Annotated in this window: 16 protein-coding genes and 1 tRNA gene; 11 read left to right on the top strand and 6 right to left on the bottom strand. The window is 46.3% G+C overall.

Annotated elements, in window-relative coordinates; translation table 11 throughout:
* The 3 genes from E5P3_RS25200 to E5P3_RS25190 are packed head-to-tail and all read left to right on the top strand — an operon-like array spanning window position 1 to window position 3,030.
* A complete protein-coding gene (locus tag E5P3_RS25200; protein WP_232073301.1) occupies window positions 1-1,941 on the top strand; it encodes an ATP-binding protein in 1,941 nt (646 codons plus the stop codon).
* Window positions 1,938-2,615 (top strand): PIN domain-containing protein, encoded by a 678-nt coding sequence (locus E5P3_RS25195; protein ID WP_162588457.1) that lies wholly within the window; start codon window positions 1,938-1,940, stop codon window positions 2,613-2,615. The genes E5P3_RS25200 and E5P3_RS25195 overlap by 4 nt, the downstream gene beginning before the upstream one ends.
* Window positions 2,596-3,030, top strand: coding sequence for a hypothetical protein (locus tag E5P3_RS25190; RefSeq protein WP_197893983.1), 435 nt, complete (start codon window positions 2,596-2,598; stop codon window positions 3,028-3,030). The genes E5P3_RS25195 and E5P3_RS25190 overlap by 20 nt, the downstream gene beginning before the upstream one ends.
* Here the strand turns inward: E5P3_RS25190 and E5P3_RS25185 are convergent.
* From E5P3_RS25185 to E5P3_RS25165, 5 genes are all read right to left on the bottom strand, one after another.
* The gene (locus tag E5P3_RS25185; protein WP_162588456.1) at window positions 3,027-4,238 is read right to left on the bottom strand and encodes an AAA family ATPase; all 1,212 of its coding nucleotides are present in this window, start codon (window positions 4,236-4,238) and stop codon (window positions 3,027-3,029) included. The genes E5P3_RS25190 and E5P3_RS25185 overlap by 4 nt on opposite strands.
* Before the next feature lie 91 nt (window positions 4,239-4,329).
* Window positions 4,330-5,937, bottom strand: coding sequence for a hypothetical protein (locus tag E5P3_RS25180; RefSeq protein ID WP_162588455.1), 1,608 nt, complete (start codon window positions 5,935-5,937; stop codon window positions 4,330-4,332).
* A gap of 100 nt (window positions 5,938-6,037) precedes the next feature.
* Window positions 6,038-6,111 (bottom strand) — tRNA-Ala (locus tag E5P3_RS25175).
* A gap of 4 nt (window positions 6,112-6,115) precedes the next feature.
* Window positions 6,116-6,667, bottom strand: a complete 552-nt coding sequence (locus tag E5P3_RS25170) for a hypothetical protein (RefSeq protein WP_162588454.1) — start codon at window positions 6,665-6,667, stop codon at window positions 6,116-6,118.
* 2 nt (window positions 6,668-6,669) lie between these two features.
* Entirely contained in the window at window positions 6,670-7,668 is a 999-nt protein-coding gene (locus E5P3_RS25165) for a YadA-like family protein (protein ID WP_162588453.1), read from the bottom strand.
* A 209-nt stretch (window positions 7,669-7,877) separates the two neighbouring features.
* Here E5P3_RS25165 and E5P3_RS25160 point away from each other — a divergent pair, with 209 nt between their 5' ends.
* The 3 genes from E5P3_RS25160 to E5P3_RS25150 all read left to right on the top strand — a co-directional run bounded on the left by E5P3_RS25160 (window position 7,878) and on the right by E5P3_RS25150 (window position 10,887).
* Complete coding sequence (locus E5P3_RS25160; RefSeq protein ID WP_443083297.1) at window positions 7,878-8,786, top strand: tripartite tricarboxylate transporter substrate binding protein BugE; 909 nt, start codon at window positions 7,878-7,880, stop codon at window positions 8,784-8,786.
* Between the two features lie 372 nt (window positions 8,787-9,158).
* The gene (locus E5P3_RS25155; protein ID WP_162588451.1) at window positions 9,159-9,587 is read left to right on the top strand and encodes a LexA family protein; all 429 of its coding nucleotides are present in this window, start codon (window positions 9,159-9,161) and stop codon (window positions 9,585-9,587) included.
* A gap of 4 nt (window positions 9,588-9,591) precedes the next feature.
* Complete coding sequence (locus E5P3_RS25150; RefSeq protein WP_162588450.1) at window positions 9,592-10,887, top strand: Y-family DNA polymerase; 1,296 nt, start codon at window positions 9,592-9,594, stop codon at window positions 10,885-10,887.
* Here the strand turns inward: E5P3_RS25150 and E5P3_RS25145 are convergent, their stop codons facing one another.
* Window positions 10,888-11,322 carry a hypothetical protein gene (locus E5P3_RS25145; RefSeq protein WP_162588449.1) on the bottom strand — a complete coding sequence of 145 codons (435 nt, stop codon included), beginning with the start codon at window positions 11,320-11,322 and terminating at the stop codon, window positions 10,888-10,890.
* Window positions 11,323-11,367: 45 nt separating this feature from the next.
* On the opposite strand from E5P3_RS25145, the gene E5P3_RS25140 reads away from it, so the two are divergent.
* The 5 genes from E5P3_RS25140 to E5P3_RS25120 all read left to right on the top strand — a co-directional run bounded on the left by E5P3_RS25140 (window position 11,368) and on the right by E5P3_RS25120 (window position 14,472).
* The gene (locus E5P3_RS25140; protein WP_162588448.1) at window positions 11,368-12,420 is read left to right on the top strand and encodes an HNH endonuclease; all 1,053 of its coding nucleotides are present in this window, start codon (window positions 11,368-11,370) and stop codon (window positions 12,418-12,420) included.
* Window positions 12,417-12,758, top strand: coding sequence for a hypothetical protein (locus tag E5P3_RS25135; protein WP_162588447.1), 342 nt, complete (start codon window positions 12,417-12,419; stop codon window positions 12,756-12,758). Before E5P3_RS25140 ends, E5P3_RS25135 begins: the two co-directional genes overlap by 4 nt.
* Window positions 12,745-13,116 (top strand): hypothetical protein, encoded by a 372-nt coding sequence (locus E5P3_RS25130; protein WP_162588446.1) that lies wholly within the window; start codon window positions 12,745-12,747, stop codon window positions 13,114-13,116. Before E5P3_RS25135 ends, E5P3_RS25130 begins: the two co-directional genes overlap by 14 nt.
* 1 nt (window position 13,117) lies before the next feature.
* Complete coding sequence (locus E5P3_RS25125; protein ID WP_162588445.1) at window positions 13,118-13,576, top strand: hypothetical protein; 459 nt, start codon at window positions 13,118-13,120, stop codon at window positions 13,574-13,576.
* 80 nt (window positions 13,577-13,656) lie between these two features.
* Window positions 13,657-14,472: a DUF4116 domain-containing protein gene (locus tag E5P3_RS25120; protein WP_162588444.1), complete on the top strand. Its 816-nt coding sequence runs from the start codon at window positions 13,657-13,659 to the stop codon at window positions 14,470-14,472.
* The last annotated feature ends 16 nt before the right edge of the window (window positions 14,473-14,488 follow it).

The raw sequence follows: 14,488 nt of genomic DNA, 5'->3' as shown, positions 1-14,488 counted from the left end.
ATGATGGAACAAGAAGATCTTCTTTACGACCCGCGTTTCTTGGAAGCCCATGCTGGCTCCATCATCACTGACCCTGCTACCGCCATCGTGGAGCTTGTCGCCAACTGCTGGGATGCTTATGCCACCGATGTCCAGATAACTTGGCCCGACACATCACAGGGCAAGCAGTTCAAGATTAAGGACAACGGCAAAGGCATGACCTTGGGGATGTTCCAAGGCATTTGGCGAACGATGTCCTATGACAAGATCGGCGCCGAAGGCGCACTGTCAGAACCTCCACCAGGTGTAGAGGGTTCGCCCCGTGCAGTCTTCGGAAAAAATGGCAAGGGACGGTTCGCCTCATTCTGTTTCGCCAGCAAGTACACCACTGCTTCCACGAGAGACGGACAGCGGTTTGAATGTGAAGTCAGCACCTCCAGCACTCGCCCACTGGTCATCAAGGACATCTCCTATGAAGCCGAGAAGCAGGACGGCCACGGCACTGAAATCGTGGGCACCGGAGATATTCGTTCCCACTTGTTCACCGAAGAGCAAGCCCGAGAGCTGATTGGGAGCAGGTTCCTATTCAATCCTGCCTTCAAGGTATCCATCAACGGCAAGGCCATTACTTTTAACGACATCCCCGAACTCCTGTCCCAAGAAGACCTTGAGATACCGGGATATGGCACCGTCAAAATTCTTCATATTGATAGCAAGAAGCCAAACAAGACGACCAAGCAGCATGGCATTGCATGGTGGGTTCAGAACCGTGCCGTAGGCCAGTGCAAATGGTCAGGCAGTGACTACGAGAGAATCTTGGACGGCCGAACCTCAGAAGCGAAGAGGTTCATCTTCATTGTGCAGGCCGACTATCTCAATCAAAAAGGTGCTGTCGCTAGCGATTGGAACAGCTTCAATGATGAGAATGCGGCATGGACCGAAACACGCACAAGAGTGCAAGATCGCATTCGCCAAATTATTTCTGACACTGGCGAAGCCAGCAAGACAGCACTTAAATCCAATGTGCTCACAAAGCTTGGTAACTCTATCAATGGACTTTCGTTGCTCTCCAAAGAGCGTGTGCAGACCTTCGTTAATCAAGTGGTGGACAAGCTGCCATCATTTGGCGAATCCGAGATCGTTCAGCTTGGAGCCTTGCTGACCAATCTAGAGAAAAGTAAATCTCAGTTTGGGTTGCTTGAGCTTCTTCATGATCAGAAACCAGACGATCTGGATGCGCTGCATGCCATTCTCAGTGATTGGTCAATCGGCATGGCAAAGCTAGCACTGGATGAGATCCAGACCCGCCTCAAGCTCATTGGTGAACTTCGTATCAAGCTCAAAGTGGTAGGCATTGATGAAGTACATGAACTTCAGCCACTTTTTGAACGCGGCTTATGGATGTTTGGTGCGCAGTTTGAGTCCATAGAATTCACATCCAACCGTGGCATGACGCAGGTCATCAAACAAATATTCGGTGATAAAAAAGGCAAGGGCACCAGGAACAGACCTGACTTCGTTGCATTGCCAGATAGCAGCATTGGGTTCTATGCAAGACCCTCGTACAACTCCCAGCATGACGAAGACGGCGTCGACCACCTTGTGATCATTGACTTGAAGACCACAGGGCTCAGCCTCGGGGGAAAAGAGCAAGACCAAGTTTGGAAATATGTGAAGGAGCTTCGCGGTAAAGGCTACCTCAAGAAGCACTCAAAGGTTGATTGCTTTGTGCTGGGTGATGCCATAGAAGACGGCGAGAGTGAGCCGACATCCAAAGGCGATGAAGTCACCATCTTCCCAATGCTTTACGACACAATCTTGAACCGTGCAGAGAAGCGATTGCTCAATCTTCATTCCAAGGTCAAAGATGCACCATTCCTGCTTGAGCAGCAAGACGAACTGAATAAATTCTTGTCGCCGCTGCATGTCCTTCAGCCAGAACTTGCGGAAAGCAAGGCTTGACCAAATCGCTCCTCCTCGTTGACCTTGAGAATGTTCATAAGGTCGACCTCTCACGACTTGATGAGAGCTACCGAGCAATCATTTATGTGGGCGCCAACCAGAACCCGCCGAAGGCTTCACGAAAGAAGGAAACGGCTCACAGGTTCACCCGTGTTGATTTTCAAAAGATTGAAGGCACCGGCAAGAACGCCTTGGACTTCCACATCGCCTTTCAGCTTGGCCGGACTATTGAGACAGCACCCGACACCCTGTGCATCGTCCTGTCCAAGGACAAGGGCTTTGACCCACTGCTGAACCATCTGAACAAAAACGGTATGCAGTGCAGGCGGATCAATAGCCTTGATGAATTGGTGCCTGTCGTCATCCAAGTTGCTTCAGTTGAAGCCGTTCCAGCCATAGAGGTGATCGTCTGCAAACGATGCCACAAGGCCAGCACGATTGAGCACCACGGGGGTCAGTGGTGCACCAACTGCGGATGCTTTGCCAGTCCGCCAGACAAAAAGCTCCTGCCGTCACTCCAGCCAGGATTTGAGGATCGTTCTCGAGATGCAGAAGAGGACTACGCCATTTATTCAGTATGTGGCTGGTGCCACCAAAACACAGATATGACAGGGGGCATTTATGACGATGGTGAATGGATGTGCGGAGGTTGCATTGGCAGATACGCAAGATGAGGGTCCAGTCACCTTTAAGAAGGTCATCTACTCAAAATTGAATTCCAGACAGCAAGAGAACTTCAATTTTCAAAAGATTTCTGCACACTTGGCCGACTATGGCTATAACTGCCTTAGGCTCTCTGACGATTGGCACGGCGCCGACTTCATTGCTTGCCACATTGACGGCAACAGGTTCTTAAAAGTGCAATTGAAGGGCCGACTGTCTTTTGAGAAAAAGTATTGTGGCAAAGATATTCATATCGCCTTCAACTACAAAGGCTCATGGTATGTATATCCACACGATGAGCTGATGAACGAGCTGACCACTAATGGTCACATGATAGGCACCAAGTCATGGGACGATAAAGGAGGTTATAGTTGGGGCACAGTGTCGGTAGAGCTTCTTGGCTTTCTTCAAAAATATCTGATTTAGAAACCGAGCTTCGCAGTTGTCTTCTTGTGATGAGTCTTGAAGTGTCTAAGTTTAAGGCTTATCGCAGAAGACGATGAAGCCCTCAATGCTTTGATTTCATCTTGGGTGTGCTCCAGCAACGACATACCCACAGCATCAGAAATCTTCTGTTTGGCTACTCGCAATGAGTCGCTTATCAAGCTATCAATCAATGATGAATCAAGCTTTGTCTCAAACAGACTTGAGCCTTGAACCTCATCCACATACATCTTCTGAATGATTGCCGCTTGCTCCTCAACCGATGGAGCCGCAATATCAAAAATTTTAAATCTCGTAAGCAGTGGCTCTGAGATTCCATCCAATCCATTGGCACAAGCCACATAGAGGATGGAAGACAAGTTGACCGGATGGTCTAGGAACTCATCCACGAAGGCACGGGCACTGCTTTCCTCAAGCAATTGATACAGAGCATTCTTCGGATCTCGCTCAGCACCCACAGGCTTCTCAAGCTCATCCAACACAACGATGGGACTGGCTGTAGGGCTGTAGAGCATGGCATCCAAAATCTTCCCGCACTTCGCACCGTGCCAAGTCGCATGTAGACCACTTAGCACCCAAGAGGACGAGGCAGAAGCCATGTCTATGAAGGTGAATCCAGTCTTTAAAGCCTCAGCCAGCTTCCTGCTGAAAAGGGTCTTGCCTACGCCAGGTGGCCCGAGCAACAACACAGGGCTGATTCTTGTCCTGCCGGTGATGGCACATAGCCTCAACTGCGCCTTGTAGAAGTTGATGACATCAGTGAAGTTGGGGAACTGAGCTTGTAGCTCATCAAAGACCTTTTCATCATCGACAGCCAGAGCAGGCCTGTCTTCCTTCGTTGCCAATATCTTGCTGATGAAGCTCCTGTGAGTCTCATCCTTGACCTTGGACAAAGCTCTTCTAAGTGCATCCCTGTCAAACCAAACGACACCTTCAACTGAATCGCTGGGTTCATCTTCATCAACAAACTCACCAGTACGTGTTACTTCAACATCATCGCTTCCAGTCTCAATGCCTTCAATCCAAGCAGCATCATCAGGTTTCGTTTGGTCAGCCTTGAAATGTCGGTTGATAAGCTCTCTGGTAGATGATTCCTTTTTCTCTGAGTCAGCAGTCTTCACGGCATCAAAAATGATTGGTGGGCTTTTTAAATCATCTGCTAACTTCCTCAATTTGCTTCTAGTTGCCATACATACCTCTTATCGTTGTTATGTATTTAAGGTAGCAGATATATTGTGATTTGCAATATCTCTGGGCAACAAAATACCACCCGTAGGTGGCTTATATTTTTGTCTTTCTCTGAGTAGAAGTCTCAATCTTAAGGTGAAGGTTGGCTTCAAGCCTATCCCTCAAACTTCGTCTTTCGACTACTTTGTCGAGAATGGAAAGGTTGATTCTTAATATATCATCATCAAATGCATCGTCTACATCCATCTGAAGCCTGATTTCACCGATGAAATCCAAAGTAAGTCGCTTCTCATCTTTTTCATTCACATAGAAATCTACCCCCAAACCCTCAATCTTATTCATGAAACACTGCTTTAAAAAGGATGGGTTACGAACAAGACTTACATGGGCATATTTGAGAATCGCCTTTAAATCAGGGGTATAGGATTTAGGCCAAAGCTTCAGCACTTCCAAAAGGAAATCACGATCTTTGAGGTACTTCGTTGGAAGGTATCTGATAGCTCCAGCTCCAACACGCCGTATTAGGTCAGTGTCAACCTTCAAGTCATCAGATAGGTTCTGATAGATATTTGCTGACGCCAAGCGAGCTAATGAAAATTCCGAAAACTCATCGTCGTCAGTTGTGTTTGCAAAGCGAAGCAAAGAAGTGGCTAACTCTTTGTCATTTTCATAATACGGCTTTACGGAATGTAGAAAAGCAGTGTCCCGCAAATGATGTGGAGCTTCAGACATAAAATGAGCGGAGTCTGAAAAGAATGCTGGAAAAAAGTTTCCTGGAATGTGTTCGTTGAATAGATAAAGTTGCCTAACGATTTCGGGGGTGGCGCGTTGTCTATCACACAATGCAACAATGTAGCCCCAGTCATTGTTAACCTTGGAAAGAAATCTGTTCGCACACATCTGATTTTCTCTCTCGCCCAAACCTGCATATTCGGGATCACATAGGGGGATATTTCCAGAAGTCGCATGCATCATCAGAACCTTTGATAAATCGTCTCCTGAAAGGGTTGCCGCAAATGACGCCGGTTTATCTTGTGCTCTGTACTTATTTCGATACATGAAGAGCAGGTAATCAAATGCGTACTTACCAAGGTTTGATTCTTTGCCTGTACGAAACCTGTATCTCTCAGCCCATCCGCCACGGTAGAAGGTTACTTTGTTCTGGCTTCCAATGCCATAAGGCATCCTATTAAGATAGCCAGCATTTTTGCTTCTTATCACCTTCCATAAGTCCTTCTTCTCTAGTTCATCTTCTAGGCCATTGAATTGCCCAAACAAACTGTTAAGTACGTTCCATGCTTTTAAATCGATTTTGTAGTGTTTGGCTTCATCAAGGCAGTCATTCTTCTTGCAAACCGTAGCAACATACTTATTGAACTTCTCACCTTCACTGACATGCCTGAAGTGAGTTACAAGATCAATTGAATCCGTACCTAAGACATGCTTGAACAGAATTTTGGATAGTTCTCTATTCTCAACAAACTTCATCTTGCCATTTTTCAGATAGGTTCCAGTCCACACATAGCCACGGAGCATGAACGGCTCAGTTATCAATACCTCATCAACGACTTGCTTGGTTGACAGTTGATAAAACCTTATCTTGATAGTGCCAAGTGATAGATGGTTGGCTATTTGTTCAAGTGTGGGTGTTGCTTTGAATAAATGCGTAGTTGCCAGTGGTGAATATGTCGCATAGTCCATGAATGCCTCTTATGGTTGTTATGCATTCAAAGTAGCAGATATATTGTGATTTGCAATATCTATCACGCATGAAAAAACCACCCGTAGGTGGCTTTAATATTGGTCAGGGGAACTAGGAATCGAACCTAGCACTTTGGAGCGCGACTCCATACTTTGCCATTAAGCTATCCCCTGATGTTTATGGCTTCAGAGCTTCAATGTCAGATTCTCTTATCTTCCTATCACCTTTTCTGCCCATAAGTTTGTTGAAGGCTTCAAGGCACATATAAGCACCCACTTCGCGGGTGAACCAATCATCATCAGCTAGCCCTACAACATTTATCTCCACATACTGGGTTGCTGAGCCACTCCTCCATGTCATCTTGCCAGAGCTACCAGCAGGAATTTGAGACGGCAATGATTGAGAAAGTGGAAGTGAGAAGATAACTGGGGTTGCATTGGCACGGCTCTTGGCTTCCTCATTCTTCTTTTTTTGAGCTTGCGCATTACGTTCGCGTTCAGTTTTTGCGGCATCAACTCTGGCAATAAAATCTTTTGTCGCCCGTTCTCTGCGTTTTCTAACCTTTTCGGAAACACTGGTGCGTCTTATATATTGATTGAACTTTCGACTCATGTACAAGTCGCCGTATTTATAGCCGGTAATCACAGAAATCTTTTTCAAAGTCACCTGTTCGCCTTTGCTCTCAATCTCTTCTATCGCCATGTCTGTAAGGGTGAAATCTATCTTCATGATCAGAAACCCATTGAGTAGCCGATAGCTACACCGCTTGTGCCGTTCTGACCAAGTGCACCACGAACGTTGAACATTCCCCTCTCGCCGTGCCTCCATGCGATGCCTAATGCCAAGGCAGATGTTCCATGAACAGTTGCAGCACCTACAGCTACTTGTCTTTGAATATTTGGATTGAAGACCAAAGCAGATGAAGCCATACCCACGGAAGCAGCACTGTAGGCAATCTTGCTGGCCTGCTTGAACTTGTCATCTGTATAAGCATTGGCTTGCTTCACACCACCAGCTACCGCAGCATCTACATAGTCTTTTCTCGCATAGCCCTTCACTGTGTTGTCAGTGTAAGTATTGGCATTGTTCAAGACAGAAGCACCAACATTGTCCGTATAGGCGTTCGCCTCAGTCACAGCTTCTTGCTTGATACCAGCCGTTATGTTGTCTGTATAGGCATTGGCTGAGCCCAATGTGGAAGTAGCCACCGCATCTGTGTATGCGGCAGAAGTAGTGACAGCCTGAGTCACACCATTGCTCACCATCGCCTTTGCTTGGCCGAAGTTAGCAGCCTGGTCATTGGATGTAGCGACGCCAAGGCCACCAATCGTTCTACCGCCTACAGCGACCTCATTGCTTCTCGTGGCTGAGGTGCCATTCCCCAGTGCTACAGAGTTCGCTACTCCAGTGACATTAATGTTGTTGCCAACACCCACATTGGAGCCTTCTACATAATTGTTAGTCCCAAGAGATACGGCATTGTCTTCAGCACTGCTATCTCTACCGATGGCGACACCACTTTGACCTGTAGTAGTTCCAACACCGATGGCTACCCCAGATTCATTGGCAGATGCACCTTCTCCAATGCTTACAGAATTATTGGAATAGATGCGGGTGATGATTCCAGAGCCGCCAACGGTGGTTGCACCTAATCCAGTTGAGTTTTGTTGAGCATATGCACTGGCTGAAACTAACAGCATGCATCCTATAAATATTCTTGTGTGTTTCATGGTTTTCCTTTTGTTGTTCTATATATCTATAGCAAAAAGAAAACCAAAGTCAATTATGAATCACAATATCTTTTGACTAAGAGATATTGACAATCACAATATATTTGCTAAGGTGAATTCATTCATAACAACAAAGGAGACACCTTATGAAGAACATCTTTAAAATTTCAGCAATTGCGATTGCTTCAACTTTATGCACATTCTCAGCAATGGCACAAAGCTACCCGACCAAGCCTGTTGAACTTCAAGTTCCATTCGCTACTGGTGGAACAACTGACATCGTGGCCCGTGTCATCAGTGAGCCTTTAGGCAAAGCATTCGGGCAATCTGTCATCGTCATCAATAAGGCTGGTGGTGGTGGAATCGTGGGAGCTAACGAGACAGCCAAGGCTTCTCCAGACGGCTACAAGCTTGGAATCGCAACTGTGTCCAGCACTGCTGCAAACCCAGCCATCAATCCGAAGACACCTTACGACCCAATCAACGATTTCACATACATCACAAACATCGCAGCAACCCCAAACATCATTGCTGTGCACCCATCATTCCCAGCTAGGACTTACAAAGAGTTCTTGGCAGTGTTGAAAGCGAATCCAGGAAAGTATTCCTATGCTTCGTCAGGTGCTGGTGGTATTGGTCACTTGTTAATGGAGTCCTACAAAAGCCAGACTCAAACATTCGTGACTCACATTCCATACAGAGGTGCTGGCCCTGCATTGACAGATACTGTAGGTGGACAAGTGCCAATGATTTTTGACAACTTTCCATCAACTTATCAGCACATCAAAACTGGAAGATTGATTCCAATCGTTGTCGCCGCTCCTAACAGGTTGAAAGAACTTCCTGATGTTCCTACCTTCAAGGAAGTCGGATTAGAGTCCGTCAACCGCATGGCTTACTACGGCATCACCGGCCCAAAGAACATGCCTAAAGAAGTTGTCACCAAGATTCATGATGGTGTAGTTGAAGCTCTGAAAGACCCAGCAGTAAGAAAAAGAATTGAAGACACTGGTTCAATCATCATCGGCAACACACCAGAGCAGTTCACTGCACAAGTTAAAGATGAGCTTGCAGTTTACAAAAACGTAGTTTCTAAGCAAAAGTTGACACTTGAGTAAAATGAGTCACCCATAAGAAAAGCCTTCATCACTGAAGGCTTTTTCACTTTCTCAATCACCGCGACCAAGCAAATGATCCTGCCAAACTTTACTAAGAATTTGATAATATATAAATAGCAGGTTATTTGTAATTGTCAAAAAAAATCCTCATTTCTGAGGGTTTTTAGAATTCATGGCTGGGAAGCATATTGAATTAAGTATTGGATTTGGTGTGGCAGCGATTAATCCTGTTTGAATATAAATAGCAGGTTAATTTTGATTGTCAACTTCGCATGGCAAACAGCAATCCGCATGCTGAATTTTTGAGCACATGTCCCACCAGGTCAGGCAAGTTTTCGCCACCACCGACCACCACCGGCTTACACTGGATGGATGTACAGCCTTGCTCCTATCCCAGTCAACCTCACCCCGCTATCAATAACGGAGCTTGAGGAGCATGTGAGGGCAGGCTTCCCGAGTCCAGCCGAGGATTTGGGAGCCAAGCGAGTGGACATTTTGGAAGAGCTTCTCATCCATCCAGCAGCCTCCTACTGGATGACTGTGAGAGGGGACAGCATGAAGGAGTACGGCATCTGGGACAGGGATACCCTCCTCGTGGACAGAGCCATCCGACCCGCCCATGGGCACATCGTCATCGCCGTCCTAGACAACGAATTTGTCTGCAAGTACCTCTACAAGCGCGCTGGTGTCATAAGGCTCAAGGCAGGCAACCCAACCTACCCAGACATCATCCCCAAAGACGGCCAGCTACTGGAAATCTGGGGAGTGGTGCTGACCTCTCTCAAGCGGTTCAAGGCGTGATGTCATGTTCGCACTTGTTGATGGAAACAACTTCTATGTAAGTTGCGAAAGAGTCTTCAGACCATCGCTGAACGGCTTGCCTGTCATTGTTCTTTCTAATAATGATGGATGTGCCATAGCACGCTCGAACGAAGCAAAGTCATTGGGCATAAAAATGGGTGCCCCATGGTTCCAGATTAAAAGTATGGCTGAGACACATGGACTTGTTGCCCTGTCTGCCAACTTTGCTCTTTACGGTGATTTATCCGACAGAGTAGCTAGCATCATCTCAGGCTTTGGTCATCGTGTTGAGGTGTATTCCATAGATGAATCATTTGTTGATTTATCAGGCATCAACACTGACCATGTGGAAAGAGGCCTCAAGCTCAGAAGTCGAATCCTGCAATGGGTAGGCATACCTTGTGGGATTGGGATAGCCAACACCAAGACACTTGCAAAGCTGGCAAACCATGTCGCCAAAACGAGCGAGAGGAAGCCGGGTTCCTACCCTGAGAAGCTAGCTCAAGTCTGCGACTTCTCAACCCTGTCACCCGCAGAGCTTGACGATGTTTTCGCAAGGACTGAGGTGGGTGAAGTTTGGGGAGTGGGTCCGCGAATCAGTGAGCAGCTCAAAGCCGGTGGAATCATGACTGTGCAGGATCTCATCCGCATAGATGCGGCAACCATCAGGAGCCGTTTCAGTGTGGTGCTGGAGAGGACTGTTCGTGAGCTTCAAGGAACATCCTGCATTGACTTGGAGGAGCATGCACCAGCCAAAAAGGAGATCGCCTGTACCAGGTCGTTTGGCACACCACTCACCGAACTGCACGAGCTGACCGAGGCAGTCACAGAGTTCGCTACAAGGGCATCAGAGAAGCTCAGAAAGCAAGGAGGCAACGCCGGCCAAGTCCTGTGCTTCATCCGTACTAGTCCCTTCAGGAAAGATCCCCAGTACAGCAGGAGCATGACCATCCCACTGCGTAGACCTACATGCGACACCAGACTGATAGCTGAAGCTGCACTGTCAGGCCTGCGCAATATCTACAAGGCAGGATTCAACTATGCCAAGGCTGGAGTCATGCTCTTGGAGCTTCAAGATGGTGGCATTGAACAATTTGAACTCAACCTTGAGCCAGAGCCTGAAGACAAGGGGACATTGATGACCACCTTGGACAAGCTCAACGGACGGTATGGCAAGGGCACGATCATCTTGGGAAGTGCAGGCTTGCATGGGGACAAACGAGCATTCTCCATGAAGCAGGAACGAAGGACACCAGCCTACACTACCAACTGGGCAGACATTCCAATAGTGAGAGCGTAATCACCGCTTCCTGTTTAGGCTTTTGGCAACCTGCTCAGATTCCTCTAAAAGTTTGGTCAGCATGACAGCATGAAGTGCAACTGTGTAATCTTGCTCAGGAGACAAAAAAGAGCTTATTCTGCCAGTGGCATGTTCTGATGGATCTAAATAAAACTTTGCAGATCCATATTCATTAGCGCCGGAAAGAATACCCAACGCCTGAGATTCCTTCTTATCTTCGCAATTTTCAAATGATTCATTGACTAGAGCAACCTCAATAAAGTCATTGAGAAATGGATTAACCAGTAAAATAAAGCTCTTGTCATCTTGCTCAAAAAATATTGTCTCAAGTGCAGGCTGCTTGATGAACTTCCCAACTGTTTCAACCACCTTGAGAGCTTGATTTATTTTGAACAAGTTGTTAGCACTCGGTTTGTAATCAGGATCTCGTAGCATTTTTGGCTTTCATGTTTTGCTATAGCGAACAGGCATCATCCTAACATGACACTTGAAGAAGAATACCAATCCATTCGCCCTCTCACCAAGCGGAACATCTATGATCTAGCTATTGAAGCAGGCTTGAGTGGTGAACCTTGGGAAATTAGTCGTAAAGATAACAGACCTATTGATCCGCCTGACAATGTCTATCAAAACAGCCTGTGGACATTTGGTGGCAAAGGTGAACCATATCTTGCATGTATTTGGTGGAATGAAATCCAGCCCATGGATGGGAAACTTGTCCGTCTAGGAAATTCAAGATTGGATGCCCAGAAGTGGGGCAACATGAAGACGGACATGAAGATTGCTGGCGAGTCAGATCATCGCTTGGCAATGAAAATTAAAAAGGCTCAGGCATTCAGTTCTCTTGTCTCAACTGCATACTTTTCTCGCCTTCCCGTGCGAGTGGCAGTTTTAGATGGCAGTCGCACCGATGTTGAAGATGCGGCAACCGACTCTTCAAAAGCAGAAAAACGATTATTGGACTCAGCCTCATGGTGGGTTCATAAATATGACACTGACGGAGCCTTTGAGCTGGTCCGTGGCATTGAGCCACCTCCACGAGTTATCAAAGATCCATTTGATGAAGCACCCGAGCCAGGAACTGACAACGAGTTTCTTGACTGGCTTGAAAACTCTCCACTCTCAGACACCGAAAAAGATGCCATCGTAAAACTACGAGTGGGGCAAGGCTACTTTCGTCAAAAGCTGGTTGAAAGGTGGAAAGGCTGTGCTGTTACGCAGTGCAAGGACGAGGCGCTATTAGTTGCTTCGCACATCAAGCCTTGGAGCAAGTGCACCACCAGAAAGGAGCGCCTCTCTCCAGACAACGGCATCTTGCTCAGCCCGAACTTGGATAAGGCATTTGACCGTGGATACATCAGCTTTGACGATAATTTCAAGATGCTCGTTCACGCTAGATTTCATCTTCAGGCTCAAAATAGCTTGCCTATTAACCCGCATGGTGCATTGACCAGTCGCACACATGCAGGAATGAAACCCTATCTCAAATGGCACAGGCAACACTTTGGCTTTGAACCTAAGGAAGAAGAATGACTGACGACGATAAGCCGACTGAATATCAAGTCAACTTTGATCGACTTATGGAGTTTTTGAGGGGAGACAACCCTCAAATGTTTTTCGATCAAAATCCAAGTCCTGAAGTAATTGCCGATGTTGTCGCATGTTCTTTGGATGTCGGACTTGATGGTATCGCTTCTTTCGCAGCACTTGAAGGCTTGAAAAAAGGCATCGTCAAAGATTTTCGAGAGTCTCCCGGTGTTATTTATCAAGAAACAATAGCCCAAAGCTTTGAGAAAAGCGACTATGGCAAGATACTGTTGATGTCTGGGTGGACTCAACCAAACAATAAGAGCCAAAATGACCGAACTTGATGAATCTGATTATTCAAAAAGGGTTTCTACAATGGTGGAGCTTTGTGAGGAAAAAGACAGAGCCGAGTTCTTTGCCATGAACCCGACGGCTGAAGAAATAGCTGATGTGGTCCAGGAGCTTTTTGAGTTCAGTGATGAAAAGCATATCCACATGACAATGGAAGCTATTCAGCGTGGTGTCATCACAGACCTTAGAGGTCAACCAGGCCGAATCACTGGACTTACCATTGCACAAATTTGGGAATCAACAGCTTACGCTCAAGTTTTAAGGCTTGCAGGATGGAAATGCGATAAAGATAGCGACCCAGAAGGCAAGGACTTCATGGCACGGATGGAAGACTTGAAAGATCGCAGTTGACATGCTGGCACCTCAATTCATTATTGTTGACGACGAACTAGTAAGCCGCTCCAATTACATCAGAAACATCTATCGTCAAATAGACAAAATAAAAGAGAAGAGTGAAAATTCCGCACGTCCACGCGCAATTAAGCCAATATTGCTGGATTGTGTAAGGCACGACCTTTGGGAAGTCTGCTACTTCCTCATTCAAGAGACACCCCTATCTATCTACCGATCCTGGTTTGATGACTTGGAGAAGAAGGCATGGGACATGCCTGACCCAAGAATTAGCTACGATGGCAAGAAGAAGCGCAGCAGATTCTATTTCGCACTTCTGGAACTCGCACAGACATCATCAGTTGACATCAAAGACCATCTTGAAAAAGAAAGTGCTGGGAAGCCTGCGGACTTCTGGAGAACCTATGCTAAGAGCATCTTTGGGGAAGATTTGTCGTCACCTGATATATACGACAGGTGAATAATCAGATTGAAATACAAGGGCTGCATTGACAGCCCTTTTTATTTTGCTACTCTTATCTGAACAACAAGGAGAAGAGTATGGCAGGAGTTTATATGGATAGTGATAGTTGCCACGATGCAATTAGGCGTGGTGACTCAATCAAGATGAAGAAGTTTGAGCTTTTCAGAGGTCAGAGGCAAGTGGTTGAAGATGCCATCAATATGAATGGTGGCAGAGATTTTAGATATGCATCTAAAGAGCTGCGTGGTGACTACCAACTATGTGCCCGAGCAATAAGCGATAGAGCTGGCTTTCTTCAGATGGAAAGGCACAGTCCAGTTCTTAACAATGGCTTTAATCTTCAATATGCGTCCAACGAGCTAAAAGCAGACCAAGGTCTATTTGAGACTGCCATGATGAATTGCTCATCACACAGTGCCTATGGTTTTGGACTTCAAAAGTTTCCAAGTTCCATCCGCGAAGATAAGGACTTGATGTTGAGGTTTCATAATAAGCATGGCAACTGCTTTCCATTCGTGGGAAAGAAGCTCCAAGCCGACAAGGAATTTGTGCATCATGTTCTTAACACTGAAGGCTGGCAGATTCAATATGCCTCAGACCAAATCAAGGATGACAAGGACATGGTTCTACATGCCCTAGCCAATTCGCCTACAGCCTACAGACATTGCTCAGAAAGGTTGCAGGGAGATAAGGAGGTATGTTTAAGAGCCATAGAGCATGAGCCTCACTACACAAGGCATTTTCCGACAGCACTACAAGATGAAATTGGAAAGGAAGATCCAGTTGCATACCTGACGAAAGCCGTGAATGCAGAAAAACTCATGGATAAATTAAATATGAAGCTTGCACCAAAAGCGGAGACTAGGCAGCAATCCATGAAGATGAAGATTTAACCAAGGGACTGTTTGA

It is taken from the genome of Variovorax sp. RA8 (assembly GCF_901827175.1).
Taxonomy (GTDB): domain Bacteria; phylum Pseudomonadota; class Gammaproteobacteria; order Burkholderiales; family Burkholderiaceae_C; genus Variovorax.
This window is presented reverse-complemented; position numbering and strand designations above follow the sequence as displayed.

Bases quoted from the DNA above. Each gene is read 5' to 3' on its own strand.
- E5P3_RS25145 (WP_162588449.1), bottom strand. From the start codon at position 11,322: ATGCTACGAGATCCTGATTACAAACCGAGTGCTAACAACTTGTTCAAA.
- E5P3_RS25160 (WP_443083297.1), top strand. From the start codon at position 7,878: ATGGCACAAAGCTACCCGACCAAGCCTGTTGAACTTCAAGTTCCATTC.
- E5P3_RS25140 (WP_162588448.1), top strand. From the start codon at position 11,368: ATGACACTTGAAGAAGAATACCAATCCATTCGCCCTCTCACCAAGCGG.
- E5P3_RS25120 (WP_162588444.1), top strand. From the start codon at position 13,657: ATGGCAGGAGTTTATATGGATAGTGATAGTTGCCACGATGCAATTAGG.
- E5P3_RS25180 (WP_162588455.1), bottom strand. From the start codon at position 5,937: ATGGACTATGCGACATATTCACCACTGGCAACTACGCATTTATTCAAA.
- E5P3_RS25165 (WP_162588453.1), bottom strand. From the start codon at position 7,668: ATGAAACACACAAGAATATTTATAGGATGCATGCTGTTAGTTTCAGCC.
- E5P3_RS25130 (WP_162588446.1), top strand. From the start codon at position 12,745: ATGACCGAACTTGATGAATCTGATTATTCAAAAAGGGTTTCTACAATG.
- E5P3_RS25155 (WP_162588451.1), top strand. From the start codon at position 9,159: ATGTACAGCCTTGCTCCTATCCCAGTCAACCTCACCCCGCTATCAATA.
- E5P3_RS25150 (WP_162588450.1), top strand. From the start codon at position 9,592: ATGTTCGCACTTGTTGATGGAAACAACTTCTATGTAAGTTGCGAAAGA.
- E5P3_RS25135 (WP_162588447.1), top strand. From the start codon at position 12,417: ATGACTGACGACGATAAGCCGACTGAATATCAAGTCAACTTTGATCGA.
- E5P3_RS25200 (WP_232073301.1), top strand. From the start codon at position 1: ATGATGGAACAAGAAGATCTTCTTTACGACCCGCGTTTCTTGGAAGCC.
- E5P3_RS25125 (WP_162588445.1), top strand. From the start codon at position 13,118: ATGCTGGCACCTCAATTCATTATTGTTGACGACGAACTAGTAAGCCGC.
- E5P3_RS25170 (WP_162588454.1), bottom strand. From the start codon at position 6,667: ATGAAGATAGATTTCACCCTTACAGACATGGCGATAGAAGAGATTGAG.
- E5P3_RS25185 (WP_162588456.1), bottom strand. From the start codon at position 4,238: ATGGCAACTAGAAGCAAATTGAGGAAGTTAGCAGATGATTTAAAAAGC.